We start from the raw sequence: 14,530 nt of genomic DNA, 5'->3' as shown, positions 1-14,530 counted from the left end.
CCAGCCTAGCCCGACGGGGCGAAAAGCGGATTTCCCACCCACCCGGCTGGCCGATCTATTCAGGAAGTGGGAGCGCCTGGGAGGGCGTAGTAGTGGCCAAGATTGACCGCGTGGAAGACCTGCCGGAGTGGTTCAAGCTGGAGAAGTATCGGGGCTGTGAATCGTTCGGCGTTGTCGAATGGTTCCAGAGCCTTGCCGTGCGCCGCTTCATTCTTCACACACTGGATCGGCGCGAACACGTCCTTGCATACGCCGGAGAGCAACTACTGGCTACCCTGTTGGGTTTCCTGCGCCGTCTCCCCACGGACAATGGGTATGGTTGCCGATGTTTGATTATCCGCGACGAGCAAGAGCTTGCAGAAAATGCGCCTGTGCGCCCACTGCGAATCTCGGACTTGGTTCTCCAATCAAGCGCTGATCGGGATGCCGCAGAGGATGGCGAGTGCGCCCCGTGGTTTGCTGAAAGGTGGAAGCTGGTCGCCAATGGTGTAGATACGTTCGCCGATCTGCTGGATGACGCACTGATACTTGAAGATCACGGCCCAAAAGCAATAACCCATGCGGCAGTTTTGGCTGTGAACCTGCAAGCCAATGATTCAGTTCTGATGGCCGCATTTGCGGCATGGCTCAAAGATGCGCGCATCAAGCATCCGACAGCCAAGCGCGAGCGTCCAGCATATTGGAGCTGGGCAGCGTATGGCCTGCTGCCGTATCTAGACCTGCTGATCTGGGCAAAGGAAACCGGGAGTCAAATCCCGCATCACGTCATGGCTGAGGCAGTCGGCTACCGCAAGGGTGGGGACAGTTTCCGGAAGACCGTTCCGAAGCTAGCCACCGAACTGATGCACAACTTGGGCGAACTGGAGGCCCTAGCCGCTATCGAGGCGGCTTCGGAAAAACTCGGCGCCTGAGTCTTTCCGGAATTATTCGAGGGCTGAATCTCGGCATGGTGGCCCCGTCTTTTGGTGTATTTAATCCGTAACCAAGTCCACAACGCGCCACCAAGCGCAACGGAGATTTGGCTATGGCTGCCATCGTAACTAGCACTCAACAACCCCGCCGCATCATGCGCCTGCCGCAAGTACAGGCCGCCACCGGCTTTGGCCGCGCATGGATTTACGCCCTGATGAGCGAGGGCAAATTTCCGAAGGCCCGCAAGATCGGCACCCGCGCCGTGGGCTGGCCGAGCGATGAAGTCGAGCAGTGGGTAACTGATCGCCTGGAGGGCCGCGCATGAAAAAGGCGACCCGTCCCGAAGAACAAAGCCGCCCGCGCAAGGCCGATTCTAGCACCGCTACCCCGACCAAGATCGCCCGCATTCTGGCGCACCTGCTGGCTGGCGCCAGCGTCAACCGCTTCGAGGCCGAACGCTTGGGGGATCACTGTTTGCCGAGCACCATAGCCGTGCTGGCGAACCGTAACGGGCTGCTACTCCAGCGCCAGCAAGAGCGCGTCCCGAACAACTGGGGCGCACCTTGCACCGTCACCCGCTACAGCCTGCCGGCCAGCGAACACAAGCGCGCCCGCGCCGTCCTGGCGACCTTCAAGCGCACCTCCCGCCCCACCAGCGAGAACTAACCCCATGCCGAACATTCGCACCCGCTTGGCCGGGCTGGCACCGGCTTGCCTGATGAAAGCCGCCGCATGGCTTCACCGTCACCCGTTGGCCGTCGAGCTGCTGGCACTGGCCGCTGTGGTCGGCCTGTTCACCCTGGAGGCGCTGCGCTGATGACCCAATACCAAGGCGACCCGCTCGACCTGCTGCTACCGCGTCTGGAAGGCGTGAAGCCGCAAGGCGCGCGGTATATGGCCCGATGCCCGGCGCATCAAGACAAGTCCCCCTCCCTGAGCCTTTCGCGCGGCGACGATGGCCGCGCCCTGGTTCACTGCTATGCCGGCTGCGAGGTGCGCGACGTGCTGGCCGCTGTCGGCCTGGAGCTGCGCGACCTGTTCCCCGAGAACCTGAGCCAAGAGCAGCGCCAGCAGTATCGCCGCAACAAGCTGGAAGCCGAGCGCCGCTTCGAGGCGCTGGTTATCGAGGCCGCGAAGGGGGAAGCCAAGGCCAGCGACCTGAGCGACGAAAGCACCGCCCGGCTTGCCCTGGCTCAAGAGCGGATCGACCAGCTCGACCGCCAGCTAGCAGAGTTGGGCAGCCAACCAGAGCAGCCCCGCCCCGCACTGCTTGAGGTGGCCTTGGGCGACGTGATGAGCGCCAGCCTGGAGCCTGTACGCCATGCGGTAAAACCGTGGATGCCGCGCCGGCACGTGACCCTGTTCGGTGGGCATGGCGGGATCGGCAAATCGAGCCTGGCTCTAGCTATCGGCGCGCATGTGGCGTGCGGCCTGCCGTTCGCTGGCCTGGAGGTTGAGCAATCGCCCGTCCTGTTCGTGAGCCTGGAGGATGAGGCCAGCATCGTGCGCCTTCGTCTGCGCCGGATCATCGAGGCATACCGGCTGCCGGCTGCGCGGGTACTGGCTGGCCTGCGTCTGCTGGACGGAACCCAGACCTTTGCCGCGCTGATGACCGAGGGCGACGGCTTCAACGCGGCGCCGATCTTTACCCCGGCTTTCCGCGAGCTGTCGAGCCATGCCGGGGGCGCTGGGCTGATCGTTATCGACAACGCTTCCGACGCCTTCGATGCCAACGAGAACAGCCGCCGCACCGTGCGCGCCTTTGTGCGCGGCCTAGCTGCCATCGCCCGCAAGCAAAATGCCGCCGTAGTGCTGCTGGCGCATATCGACAAGAGCGCCGCGAAGGATGGGGCGCGCGGCAACAGCTACAGCGGGAGCACCGCTTGGCATAACAGCGCCCGGTCGCGGCTGGCGCTGCTGGAGGATGACGGGCGCATTCTGCTGGCGCATGAGAAAGCCAACCTGAGCGCGCGGGCTGATCCGGTAGGCGTCACGTTCGTGGATGGCGTACCTATCCCCGAGGCTGGCGCCCAAGGCGACGGATTGACCGCCGAGGACTTCGACCGCACCGAGGTTATCCGCGCCATGAAGGCCGCCCATGATGCGGGTATCAACGTGCCGGCCAGCACCACCCCCGGCGCCCATTCGGCCATGAAGGCGCTGGAATCGCTGCCAGAGTACGGGCAGACCTTCCGGGGCAAGGCTGGAGGGCAGCGCGCCGCACGCGCCATTACTGCGCTGATCCGTGTCGGGCGCATTCGGCGCGCCGAGTACAAGACGCCCCAGCGCAAAACACGCGAGCGCCTGGAGCTGGTCGAGCTGCCAGAGGTGGCCGCCGATCCGGTCGAAAACGCGCCAATCCCGAGCGCCGAAAGTGCGCCGCGCCACCCCCCTATAACCCCCCAGCGCATCGGCGCAGCGCATGGGGATGCTTGCGCCATTGCGCCAAGCATGAAGGGCGCAGCGCCGAACACCATCGGCGCAATCGGCGCAGAGCGGAGCGCCCCCGAGCTGGCTGCCGGTCATGCCCAGCCCAGTGGCGGCGCGGAGTATTTCTGAGCATGGCCGCACTGGACTACCTGCGCGGGGCTGGCCTGGCCGTCGAGCTGGAAGGCGAGCGGCTGCGCGTCACCCCAGCGGATCGCATCACGGCAGACCTTCGCCAGTTCGTTCGCGACCACCGCGCCGAGCTGCTGGCCGAACTGAGCGCCGCCAATGACGCCCAGCCGGCCAGCGAGCCGCCACAAGCGCCAGCCGCACCAACCCCAGCGCCAGCAGCGGAAAGCGCACCAGAGGCCGCCAGCGAGCCTACGCGCAACGCCTGGACGATCACCCGAGGGGGCAAGCCGATCTGTCGCATGGTCGGCGCCCCTTGCATCCGCAGCGAAGCCCTAGCCGATGCGCGCTGGCGCTGGCCCGATGCCGACATTCTGGAGAACTGACCCATGACCCCGATCACGCACACGCTGGCCAATATCGGCCTGAAGCCGACCACCACCGCCCGCGACATGCTGACCATCGCCCGCCGCATCGTGCGCCGGCTGTGCGAGGTGCGCCGCGCCAACCACGAAGCACAGCGAGCCTTGCGCCGGCTGGCCGCTATCCGCCGCGAACACCTGCCGTTCACTCGGCACAATGTCGAGGAACTGGAGCGGCTGGCGGACGAGCACCGCGCCAAGCTGGAAGCCACCCGCGCGGTACTGGTGGGATATGGGCGGCTGATCCTGCTAGACCAATGCGGCTATGCCGAGTCGCTGGGCTTCGAGGCGCTGGCCGACCTGCTGAATATCAACCGCGCAGACCGGGAGCGAGCACGCCGGGAGGGCTGGCACACCCTGTCCGATCTGGTGGCCATTCACGATCTGGAGAACAGCGCCGAGCGCCGGGGCGACCGCTGGGGCGACGGAAGCCCGCTCTATCAGGCGTGCCAGTTGGCGCTGGTGGAGTTCATGCGTACATGCCCGGAACACCTGCTACCCGATCCGTTCGCCCCTGGCGCACCTTTCGGCCCGAGGCTGCCGCCCGTGCTGCGCATCGTCTGACCTGCTGCCGGGGTTCGCGCCCCGGTACGCATTCCGCACAATTTCCCTATTGATTTAGGTTCGCCATGAGCAAGAGAACAACCGAGGATCACCGCGCGCTCGACGTGCGGAAGCTACACCGGGCCGGGGCGCTGGCGGCTGGCCGTTCCTGTGGCTGGGAGTGGTCGCGCCGGGGCGAAGTGGTCGCATCAATCGGCATCGAGGCCGAAAGTCTGGAGTGCCTGCGCCTACGCTACCAGTTGACCCGGCAGGGCAAGACCGAGGCGAAGGATTACCGCGTGCCGATCACCTGGACGCCCTGCCACCTGGGCGGCAATCGTCCGTGGTTCCTGTGCCCGTGCTGTGGTCGCCGCGTGGCCAAGCTGTACAGCAGCACCCTGTTTGCCTGCCGGCACTGCCTGCGCCTCAACTACCGCAGCCAGCAGGCCAACAAGCGCGACAGGCCATGCGACCGTTCGTGGGATCTGCGCCGCGCCCTAGGCTGTGATGAAGGGTTCCTGTCCCTGCCTGCTGAGTACATCACCAAGCCCAAGGGCATGCATTGGCGGACGTTCGAGCGGAAGGTGGAACAGCTCCGGCGAGTGGACGCCCGCGCCCTGGGCGCAGCTCAAGCCATGCTTGGCACCATCGAGCGCAAGGTGAACACGGCACGCGCCGCCCTGGCTCGCTGCTGATCCCGCACCGCCTGGAACCGCATGAAGGTGGCTGGCAATGAGGAAAACACCCCGTGTAAAAAGGGTTGCTAAGCCATCAAGCACGCACTCGTATTACTCGTGAATGCATTCAATAAATGCTTTCTTGTGGGCGTGGGCACCTTGAGCGGTGAAACGGTGCCAGAAGCTAGCTGGCGTACCTTCACCCAGCATATCGAGAGCATGAAGCACCGCTAATGCGTCCATAGCCCTGGCCTCAGTGAAGGTGGGGCCTAGGGCTTCGAGAGCTATCCGAGCGTTGCGTCGAAAGCCAATGTTTAGTTCGTGTCCTGCGTCGGTTAGGCGGTACATGCTCATGAGGGGGCCTCTCGGTGGTTCTGTGGTATGCCTTAGTCAAGGTTGTGACTGTGCCAGAGTCCATGGGGGCGAGCCAATCAGTGAGCAACCTGCCGCTCTTGGCTTTTGCGTCGAGTTTCGTGACCAGTACGCGCGCACGCGCGACCCCACCCCCGTACTAGGTTCTTCCCGCACCCCCGCCCCGTGCGGGTAATTCGCGCCCCGACCTTTCGCTTCATACGGAATTTTCCCCGCATAGCCGTGTCCGGTTCCGGTTTGGGCTGATCCCCAGCAATGTCACGACCAGCAAGCGCCCCGGCACCCGGACACAGGCGCAGCAGCCCCGCAGAGGCCGCCAGCGAGGCGGAAACGGTCGGCCTGTGGATCGCCACAACGAAACAACAACCATCACCACCAGCCGGCCCGCATGAGGCGAGGCGCTGGGGCCTGAATCATCCGCAAGGCCCACCCCTCGGGGAGAACCTAGAGCCGGGGCACCCCAAGATCACCGCAAGGTTTTTCGGACGTCACCACGCGAGGCAAGATCACGGCAAGGCGCTGCTGCGAAACAACCCCATGAATGGCCGTCTAGAATGGACGCAAGTAGACCGCCCGGAGAGGCCGCAGGAAGCGCGCCGGCTGATCCGCTGGCCGATGGCATGGCCTGATCCTGTTCGCGCTGCTGTGGCCGTATGGGGAGGGGTGGGGCGAAAGTCTGGAAGCGCCACCCGCAGGAAACCGCACCCGACCGCACGCGCAGAATTTGCCCTGTTAACGGCAGACGTTAACCCTTAACGGGAGGGGGGAGGCGAAACGTCCGGCGCTATGACCTCCCGAACGAAAGGGTGAACCGTTTTCCCGTTTCCCCAAAATTCGCATTCCGGGATCACTGCCGGCGAGCACCTGGGCGCAGTGCGCACCCGGTGCGCATCTGGAGTGCGCAAGTTCGCGGCGAGGTTCGCGGCATAGGTTCGCACCAGTGACCAGCCAGTGACCGGGGGTAGTGACCAGCGCGCGCACGCGAGGGGCTGGCAAACTATGCCCGACCAGACCAGCAGCGAGGCCGACACCATGTCCATCATCCAATGCGACTACCTGGAAGCGCCGGCCAAGGTGGAGTTCCCGCCCGAGCTGGCGTTGCTGATCGTGCGCAAGGCCGCAGCGATGGCGGCGCAGTTCGAGGAACGCGCCCTGGACGAAATGACCCGAGCCGCCCACCGTCACCTGCGCACCGGGCAGACGACCGAGCAAATAGCCTGGCAGTTGGGACTATGACCGGCGCCAGCAGATAACCCCGAACCGATGGGGGAACGCATCACGCGCCAGCGAAGTGGGGGGACAAGTGGGGGGACAAAACGACCAAGAGAAGCAAGACCCGCATTCTGCGCGGCCTGTAGAACGCAAAAGCCCGGCGCTAGGCCGGGCTCTTGTGGATGCGCGTCAGACTCAGGCTTGCGGAGCCTGGGTACGGCCTTTGTAGGAGCCGTCGCGGGTGTCGATTTCGATCCAGTCGTCGATGTTCACGAAATCGGCCACTTTGACTTCGGTGCCGTTGCTCAGCTTGGCCGGCTTCATCACCTTGCCGCTGGTGTCGCCACGGGCAGCGGTTTCGGTGTAGACAACCTGACGCACGATGGTGGTCGGCAGGTCGACGGAGATAACCTTGCCTTCGAAGAACACGGCTTCGCAGACGTCGGTCATGCCTTCTTCGATGAACGGCAGGACGCTTTCCAGGTCTTCCGCACGCAGTTCATAGGAGTTGTACTCCGGATCCATGAACACGTAGTCCTCGCCGCTGATGTAGGACAGGGTCACTTCCTTGCGATCAAGGATGACCGGCTCCATCTTGTCGTCGGCTTTGTAAACGGTTTCCGTCTTGGAGCCGTTGATCAGGTTCTTCAGCTTCATCTTGACGATGGCGCTGTTACGACCGGACTTGGTGAATTCAGCTTTCTGGATCAGCCACGGATGGCCGTCGATCAGGGCTACGCTGTTGGCCTTCATTTCTTGTGCGGTTTTCATGCGAAATATCCGGATATGACTGGAGGTACAAGATCTAAGCCGCTCATGATAGCGAATTTTGGTAAAACTGTTCCAGCGCCGTAGCAAGATCAGGACGGGAGGCCTGTTCCGCACACCAGCTCTGCGCACGCTCGCGCCACTCTGGCCAGTGCATTCGCGCCGCTCGCCAGGCTTCGCCCATCCCCGTTCCGGCATTCCAGGCCTGCCACAATTGCTGCAGCGCCTGCGCCGCTGCCGGTGACAAGCCTTGCAGATAGAGCGCCAGAAATGCCCCCAGCTTGTCCCAGTGGGCGCCCTCTTCCTGCGGATAGATGTGCCAGAGCAACGGCCGACCGGCCCACTGCGCCCGGACGAAGGAGTCCTCGCCGCGCACCGCGTTGAAATCGCAGCACCACAACAGGCAGTCGTAGTCGTCCTGGGAGACGAACGGCAGCACCTGCAACTGCAGCTTGCCGCGCCGCGCGACGAAGCCCGGCTCCAGCTCCGCGGTCTCGCCCAACCACTGGCGCAGATCACCGAGAATGCGCCCGCGCGGCACCAGCAACCGGGTCGACTGCGGATCAGCGGCCAGCGCATCCAGCCATTCGCCCAGACCGGGATTCTCGTAGGCGAACAGCGAGATCAGCCGCTCTTCGCCCTGCACGACGACACCGAGACCGGCGAGAAACGTCCGCTGCGCCGCCTCATCGGCCTGGAACGCCCGCCGCCGTGCCAGCAGGTCACGTTCGCGCAGCACACCGCCAGTACCGGAGACGAAACCCGGGAAGAAGAAGTACTTCTGCAGGCCTTGGCCCTGGGGCGACGGCAAGCCGTGGCAGCCGGCCACCCAGTCCTCGGCACTGAGATACTCCAGATTCAGCCACAGCGGCTGCCGCTCGGCGGCGCGCATGGCTGCCACCTGCGCCTCCGGCAGCGTGCAACCGAAGGCTTCGATCACCACGTCGGCCAGCGCCTGGGGCTGCCAGTCCGCCGCCCAACGACAGACTTCCACGCCAGCCACCTGCTGGCGCGCCAGCCCGGCATCAGCCTGCGGACAGAGCGCGGCGAAGGCCGCCGGCTCGTCGACCCACAGACGCACCTGGTGGCCATGCTCGGCCGCCAGCTGGCGCGCCAGGCGCCAGGTCACTCCAATGTCGCCGAAGTTGTCCACTACGCTGCAGAATATGTCCCAGCTTGCCACGCCTCTCTCCTCTGGCCTTCCCAAGCCCAGTCTATCAGGCTCGCGCCCTCCTCCCGACCGGCCGCCCCAGCCCTAAGCCAATGAAAAAACTGAAAAAACCTTTGCATTTGGAAAAGGCTTCGACTAAATTATGCGCCGTCGACAGGGCGACAGCCTAGACGACTGAATATGGTGAGGTGTCCGAGCGGTTGAAGGAGCACGCCTGGAAAGTGTGTATACGGGAAACCGTATCGTGGGTTCGAATCCCACCCTCACCGCCATATTGCAAGAAAAAGCCGCTGGAATCTCGAGAGATGCCAGCGGCTTTTTCGTTTCCGGACCACTGCCAGCGGATAAAAATAAAGCTGTACAGATCGGCCAAATAGCGTATCGTGTCCCCACTGCGCTGCAATTGTCACTGTGATTCGCGACTGGTGTTCTGATTTCGATCGTTTCATCTCCTCGGCTCCATCTGCTCTCGCAACTCAGTAGCGACTCTGGCGATCCACTCTGGAGCCCGAGTCAACCTACCTTTACCCCTGGAGATACACCATGTCCAATCGTCAATCCGGCACCGTCAAGTGGTTCAACGATGAAAAAGGCTTCGGCTTCATCACCCCGGCCGACGGCAGCGCTGACCTGTTCGTACACTTCCGCGCCATTCAGAGCGAAGGCTTCAAGAGCCTGTCTGAAGGCCAGCAAGTGACCTTCGTTCCGGCCAAAGGCCAGAAGGGCATGCAAGCTGAAGACGTGCGCGTTAGCTAATTAGCTGACCCTCGTTGAAAAAGCCCCGCTTATGCGGGGCTTTTTTATGCCCGCAATTCCGCCCTCCCCTGCCGTGACGAACCAGCTACCATGGACGAAAACAACGCGCCGCCGAGCAGCGGTGGCAACGTCCGCACCAGGGAGCGACACCATGATTGACTCAGCCAATCTTCTTCACAGCGCCGAGGGCCAGGCCGAGCTGCTGCAGACCCTGCTCAGCGCCGAGCGCGCAGGTGCCAAGGTGGCTGGCGAAAGCCTGCGCCAGACCAGCGACCCGGCTCAACGCCAGCTGCTACAGCAGATCCTCAAGGGCGAAGGCGACAGCTGCCTGCACCTGCTGACCTGCCTCAAGCACCTGGGACTTGAGCCAAACCGGGAAACCGGCGCCTTCTATGCCAAGGCCATGGCTATCGAACCGCTGGAGGAGCGCCTGCTATTCGTCGACAGAGGCCAGCAATGGGTGATCCGCAGGCTCCGCGACTTCCTGCCGGGCTGCCAGGATGCGCTGATCAAAGGCGAACTGGAGCAGATGTTGCGGATCCACGAGGAGAACAGCGCAGCAGCGCAAGGCTAATCCCCAGCATTTCCGCGCCGCCTGCAAAAAGGGCCGCCTCACGGCAGCCCTTTCGGTACAACAGTGCGACTTACTCGGCCAGGCGCCAGGTGGTGCCGCCCTTGCCGTCCTCCAGCACCACGCCCATGGCGGTGAGCTGGTCACGGATGCGGTCGGACTCGGCCCAGTTCTTCTCGGCGCGCGCCTGCAGGCGGGCGGCGATCAGTGCCTCCACCTCTGCGGCGTCCACCTTGCCCGCGGCACCGGCCTGCAGGAAGGCCTCCGGGTCGAGCTGCAGCACGCCGAGTACGCCGGCCAGCTCCTTGAGGCGCGCGGCCAGCGCGGCGGCGGCGTTCAGGTCGGACTCGCGCAGACGGTTGACCTCGCGGATCATCTCGAACAGCACCGCGCAGGCTTCCGGCGAGTTGAAGTCGTCGTCCATGGCCGCGCCGAAGCGGGCGACGAACTCCTCGCCACCGGCCGGAGCCGCGTCCGGCAGGCCCTTGAGGCCGTTGTAGAAGCGCTCCAGGGCGCCCTTGGCTTCCTTGAGGCTGTCCTCGGAGTAGTTGATCGGGCTGCGGTAGTGGCTGGACACCAGCAGGTAGCGCACCACCTCGGGGTGGTACTTCTCCAGCACCTCACGGATGGTGAAGAAGTTGCCGAGACTCTTGGACATCTTCTCGCCGTCGACGCGCACCGCGCCAGCGTGCATCCAGGCGTTGGCGTACAGCTTGCCGGTGGCCGCCTCGCTCTGCGCGATCTCGTTCTCGTGGTGCGGGAACACCAGGTCCGGGCCGCCGCCGTGGATGTCGAAGGTCTCGCCCAGGCAGCAGGTGGACATCACCGAGCACTCGATGTGCCAGCCCGGACGGCCGGGGCCCCAGGGCGACTCCCAGCTCGGCTCGCCCGGCTTGGCGCCCTTCCACAGGACGAAGTCGAGCGGGTCTTCCTTGGCCTCGTCGACCTCGATGCGCGCGCCGATCTTCAGGTCCTCGATCTTGCGCCGCGACAGCTTGCCGTAGCCCTCGAACTTGCCGACCCGGTAGTAGACGTCGCCGTTGCCCGGGGCGTAGGCGAAGCCCTTGTCGATCAGGGTCTGGATCATCACATGCATGCCGGCGATGTGGTCGGTGGCGCGCGGCTCGAGGTCCGGGCGCAGCACGTTGAGGCGCGCCTCATCCTCGTGCATCGCGGCGATCATCCGCGCGACCAGATCCTGGAACGACTCGCCGTTTTCGTTGGCGCGCTTGATGATCTTGTCGTCGATGTCGGTGATGTTGCGCACGTAGGTCAGCTCATAGCCGCGATGGCGCAGCCAGCGGGCGACCACGTCGAACGCCACCATCACCCGCGCATGGCCGATGTGACAGAAGTCGTAGACGGTCATGCCGCACACGTACATGCGCACCTTGTTGCCTTCCAGCGGCTTGAGCTCGTCCTTGCTCTTGGACAGGGTGCTGTAGATGGAAAGCGTCATTCACTGCCCCCAGGAGTCGCGCAGGGTGACGGTACGGTTGAACACCGGAGCGCCCGGCTTGGAGTCCTTCAAGTCGGCGCAGAAGTAGCCTTCGCGCTCGAACTGGAAGCGCTCTTCCGGCACGGCATTGGCCAGCGACGGCTCGGCGCGGCAGCCCTTGAGCACCACCAGCGACTCGGGGTTGATGTTGTCGAGGAAGCTGCCGCCCTCCTCGTCGGTCTTCTCCGGGTTGGCGGCCTTGAACAGGCGGTCGTACAGGCGCACCTCGCACTCGACGCTTTCGGCAGCCGGCACCCAGTGAATCACGCCCTTGACCTTGCGGCCTTCCGGATTCTTGCCGAGGGTGTTTTCGTCGTAGGAGCAGCGCAGCTCTACGATGTTGCCGGCCTCATCCTTGATCGCCTCGTCGGCACGGATCACGTAGCTGCCGCGCAGGCGCACTTCGCCACCGGGGATCAGGCGCTTGAAACCGGCCGGTGGGACTTCCTCGAAGTCGCTGGCGTCGATGTAGATCTCGCGAGAGAACGGCAGCACGCGCACGCCCATGTCCTGCTTGGGATGGCGCGGCAGCTCGAGGTTCTCGACCTGGCCTTCCGGGTAGTTGGTGATGACCACTTTCAGCGGTTTGAGTACGCACATGGCGCGCGCGGCGTTGGCGTCCAAGTCCTCGCGGATGGCGAATTCCAGCATGCCGATGTCGACCAGGCCGCCGGCGCGGTTGACGCCGATCAGGTCGCAGAAGTGGCGGATCGAGCCCGGGGTGTAGCCGCGGCGACGGTAACCGCTCAGGGTCGACATGCGCGGGTCGTCCCAGCCATTGACATGATTCTCATCGACCAGCTGCTTGAGCTTGCGCTTGCTGGTGATGGTGTAGTTCAGGTTGAGACGGGCGAACTCGTACTGGCGCGGCTGCGCCGGCACCGGCAGGTTGGCCAGGAACCACTCGTACAGCGGGCGGTGATCCTCGAACTCCAGGGTGCAGATCGAGTGGGTGACGCCCTCGATGGCGTCCGACTGACCGTGAGTGAAGTCGTAGCTCGGATAGATGCACCACTTGTCGCCGGTCTGGTGGTGATGGGCGTGACGGATGCGGTAGAGGATCGGGTCGCGCAGATTCATGTTCGGCGAGGCCATGTCGATCTTGGCGCGCAGCGCACGGGCACCGTCGGGGAATTCGCCGGCCTTCATGCGCGCGAACAGATCGAGGTTCTCCTCGACGCTGCGCTCGCGGAACGGGCTGTTCTTGCCCGGCTCGGTCAGGTTGCCGCGATAGGCGCGCGCCTCTTCCGGCGACAGGTCGCAGACGTAGGCCTGGCCATTCTGAATCAGGTGTACGGCCCAGGCGTACAGCTGGTCGAAATAGTTGGAGGCGTAGCGCTCCTCACCGGCCCACTGGAAGCCCAGCCACTCAACGTCCGCCTTGATCGCGTCGATGTACTCCTGGTCTTCCTTGGCCGGGTTGGTGTCATCGAAGCGCAGGTTGCACTCGCCGCCGAATTCCTTGGCCAGGCCGAAGTTCAGACAGATCGACTTGGCGTGGCCGATGTGCAGGTAACCGTTGGGCTCCGGCGGGAAGCGGGTGATGATCTTGGCGTGCTTGCCGGCTTCCAGGTCGGCCTGGACGATCGGGCGGAGGAAGTTCGCAGCAGCGGCGGAAGTCTCGGGCTTGCTCATGGGATCCTTGAACATGTCGGCGCCGGTCAGGGTAGGCCGGCCAATGCAAAGCGCTTATGATAGCGAACCCGTCAAGCCCCTGACAGACACCCGGCAGCAACAACGCCGATCGGTGACGTCCGGGCATCCCTCACCATCCAGCGGAATTCCCCCATGATCAAGCTGCACACCAACCACGGCGTCATCACCCTCAAGCTGTTTGCCGACAAGGCCCCGGAAACCGCGGCCAACTTCGAGCAGTACGTGAAGGACGGCCACTACGACAACACCATCTTCCACCGCGTGATCAGCAACTTCATGATCCAGGGTGGCGGTTTCGAGCCGGGCATGAAGCAGAAGAGCACCCGTGCGCCGATCAAGAACGAGGCCAACAACGGCCTGTCCAACAAGGTCGGCACCGTCGCCATGGCCCGCACCATGGACCCGCACTCGGCCAGCGCGCAGTTCTTCATCAACGTGTCCGACAACAGCTTCCTCGACCACACTGCACCGACCACCCAGGGCTGGGGCTACGCCGTGTTCGGCGAAGTGGTGGAAGGCATGGACGTGGTCGAGAAGATCAAGGCCGTTGCCACCGGCAACCGTGCCGGCCACGGCGACGTGCCGCTGGACGACGTGATCATCGAGAAGGCCGAAGTCGTCGCCGAGTGATTCGATGAGCGTCCTGTTCATCTCGGACCTGCATCTCGAAGCGGAACGCCCGGACATCGTCCGGGCGTTTCTGCATTTCCTGGAGACGCGCGCCGCTGGCGCCGAGGCGCTGTACATCCTCGGCGACTTCTTCGAGGTATGGGTCGGCGACGACGGCATGGACGAGTTCCAGCGCTCCATCGCAGCAGCCCTGCGTCGGCTGAGCGACACCGGCACGCGCATCTACCTGATGCACGGCAACCGCGACTTCCTGCTCGGCAAGGGGTTCTGCCGCGCGGCCGGCTGCACCCTGCTCAAAGAAGGCAGCGTGGTGGACCTGTACGGCGAGCCGGTGTTGCTGCTGCACGGCGACAGCCTGTGCACCCGCGACGAGAGCTACCAGCGCCTGCGCCGGCGCCTGCGCAACCCGTTCTCCCTATGGCTGCTGCGCAACCTGCCGCTGGCCACCCGCCACAAGCTGGCGCGCAAGCTGCGCGATGCCAGCCGCCTGCGTACCCGCGAGAAGGCCGCCGAGATCATCGATGTGACCCCCGAAGTGGTGCCACAGGTGATGGCCGAGCGCGGCGTGCGCACCCTGATCCACGGCCACACCCACCGCCCCGCCGTGCACCAGCTGCTGGTCGCCGGCCAACACTCCCAGCGTATCGTCCTCGGCGACTGGGACCAGCAGGGCTGGGTGCTGGAAGTGGTCCCGCAGGGCTATCACCTCACCTCTTTCCCGCTCGACGCGCCGTAGGGCGCACCGCCGCCCTGCGGTGCCTCTGGCGTGCCAGCGCGCCCTGCCCG

The 14,530-nt window shown here is 64.5% G+C and carries 17 protein-coding genes and 1 tRNA gene; 14 read left to right on the top strand and 4 right to left on the bottom strand.

Annotated elements, in window-relative coordinates; genetic code table 11:
- Positions 1–92 precede the first annotated feature (92 nt).
- The 9 genes from KRX52_RS21050 to KRX52_RS07780 all read left to right on the top strand — a co-directional run bounded on the left by KRX52_RS21050 (position 93) and on the right by KRX52_RS07780 (position 6,718).
- Positions 93–911 carry a DUF6387 family protein gene (locus KRX52_RS21050; protein ID WP_217681180.1) on the top strand — a complete coding sequence of 273 codons (819 nt, stop codon included), beginning with the start codon at positions 93–95 and terminating at the stop codon, positions 909–911.
- 113 nt (positions 912–1,024) lie between these two features.
- A complete protein-coding gene (locus KRX52_RS07815) occupies positions 1,025–1,237 on the top strand; it encodes a helix-turn-helix transcriptional regulator (protein WP_217681179.1) in 213 nt (70 codons plus the stop codon).
- Positions 1,234–1,578, top strand: coding sequence for a hypothetical protein (locus KRX52_RS07810; RefSeq protein WP_217681178.1), 345 nt, complete (start codon positions 1,234–1,236; stop codon positions 1,576–1,578). The genes KRX52_RS07815 and KRX52_RS07810 overlap by 4 nt, the downstream gene beginning before the upstream one ends.
- 4 nt (positions 1,579–1,582) lie before the next feature.
- On the top strand, positions 1,583–1,729 hold the full coding sequence (locus KRX52_RS07805; protein ID WP_217681177.1) for a hypothetical protein: 147 nt from the start codon (positions 1,583–1,585) through the stop codon (positions 1,727–1,729).
- Positions 1,729–3,471, top strand: coding sequence for an ATP-binding protein (locus KRX52_RS07800; protein ID WP_217681176.1), 1,743 nt, complete (start codon positions 1,729–1,731; stop codon positions 3,469–3,471). Before KRX52_RS07805 ends, KRX52_RS07800 begins: the two co-directional genes overlap by 1 nt.
- A 2-nt stretch (positions 3,472–3,473) precedes the next feature.
- Entirely contained in the window at positions 3,474–3,854 is a 381-nt protein-coding gene (locus tag KRX52_RS07795; RefSeq protein WP_217681175.1) for a TubC N-terminal docking domain-related protein, read from the top strand.
- A 3-nt stretch (positions 3,855–3,857) separates the two neighbouring features.
- Entirely contained in the window at positions 3,858–4,454 is a 597-nt protein-coding gene (locus KRX52_RS07790; RefSeq protein WP_217681174.1) for a hypothetical protein, read from the top strand.
- 65 nt (positions 4,455–4,519) lie between these two features.
- Positions 4,520–5,128, top strand: a complete 609-nt coding sequence (locus KRX52_RS07785; protein ID WP_254797457.1) for a hypothetical protein — start codon at positions 4,520–4,522, stop codon at positions 5,126–5,128.
- A gap of 1,386 nt (positions 5,129–6,514) precedes the next feature.
- Positions 6,515–6,718: a hypothetical protein gene (locus tag KRX52_RS07780; RefSeq protein ID WP_217681173.1), complete on the top strand. Its 204-nt coding sequence runs from the start codon at positions 6,515–6,517 to the stop codon at positions 6,716–6,718.
- A gap of 171 nt (positions 6,719–6,889) precedes the next feature.
- On the opposite strand, the gene efp is transcribed toward KRX52_RS07780, so the two are convergent.
- Both efp and earP read right to left on the bottom strand, forming a co-directional pair.
- The gene (efp, locus tag KRX52_RS07775) at positions 6,890–7,465 is read right to left on the bottom strand and encodes an elongation factor P (RefSeq protein WP_217681172.1); all 576 of its coding nucleotides are present in this window, start codon (positions 7,463–7,465) and stop codon (positions 6,890–6,892) included.
- Positions 7,466–7,508: 43 nt separating this feature from the next.
- Positions 7,509–8,645, bottom strand: coding sequence for an elongation factor P maturation arginine rhamnosyltransferase EarP (gene earP, locus KRX52_RS07770; protein ID WP_217681171.1), 1,137 nt, complete (start codon positions 8,643–8,645; stop codon positions 7,509–7,511).
- Between the two features lie 170 nt (positions 8,646–8,815).
- On the opposite strand from earP, the gene KRX52_RS07765 reads away from it, so the two are divergent.
- The 3 genes from KRX52_RS07765 to KRX52_RS07755 all read left to right on the top strand — a co-directional run bounded on the left by KRX52_RS07765 (position 8,816) and on the right by KRX52_RS07755 (position 9,963).
- Positions 8,816–8,905: transfer RNA gene (locus KRX52_RS07765), tRNA-Ser, on the top strand.
- A gap of 271 nt (positions 8,906–9,176) precedes the next feature.
- Positions 9,177–9,389, top strand: coding sequence for a cold-shock protein (locus tag KRX52_RS07760; RefSeq protein ID WP_217681170.1), 213 nt, complete (start codon positions 9,177–9,179; stop codon positions 9,387–9,389).
- Positions 9,390–9,540: 151 nt separating this feature from the next.
- Positions 9,541–9,963, top strand: coding sequence for a DUF6306 domain-containing protein (locus KRX52_RS07755; protein ID WP_217681169.1), 423 nt, complete (start codon positions 9,541–9,543; stop codon positions 9,961–9,963).
- Positions 9,964–10,033: 70 nt separating this feature from the next.
- Here KRX52_RS07755 and cysS read toward each other — a convergent pair whose 3' ends face one another.
- Entirely contained in the window at positions 10,034–11,419 is a 1,386-nt protein-coding gene (cysS, locus tag KRX52_RS07750; RefSeq protein ID WP_217681168.1) for a cysteine--tRNA ligase, read from the bottom strand.
- Positions 11,420–13,093, bottom strand: coding sequence for a glutamine--tRNA ligase/YqeY domain fusion protein (locus KRX52_RS07745; RefSeq protein ID WP_217681233.1), 1,674 nt, complete (start codon positions 13,091–13,093; stop codon positions 11,420–11,422).
- A gap of 153 nt (positions 13,094–13,246) precedes the next feature.
- On the opposite strand from KRX52_RS07745, the gene KRX52_RS07740 reads away from it, so the two are divergent.
- Together KRX52_RS07740 and lpxH are read left to right on the top strand one after the other, a co-directional pair.
- Positions 13,247–13,744, top strand: coding sequence for a peptidylprolyl isomerase (locus KRX52_RS07740; RefSeq protein WP_217681167.1), 498 nt, complete (start codon positions 13,247–13,249; stop codon positions 13,742–13,744).
- A gap of 4 nt (positions 13,745–13,748) precedes the next feature.
- Positions 13,749–14,480, top strand: a complete 732-nt coding sequence (lpxH, locus tag KRX52_RS07735; protein WP_217681166.1) for a UDP-2,3-diacylglucosamine diphosphatase — start codon at positions 13,749–13,751, stop codon at positions 14,478–14,480.
- Positions 14,481–14,530: the final 50 nt, after the last annotated feature.

Origin of the sequence: Geopseudomonas aromaticivorans (genome assembly GCF_019097855.1) — a bacterium.
Classification (GTDB): domain Bacteria; phylum Pseudomonadota; class Gammaproteobacteria; order Pseudomonadales; family Pseudomonadaceae; genus Geopseudomonas; species Geopseudomonas aromaticivorans.
The sequence above is the reverse complement of the archived record's forward strand: the minus strand, read 5'-3'. Positions and strand labels throughout refer to the sequence as shown.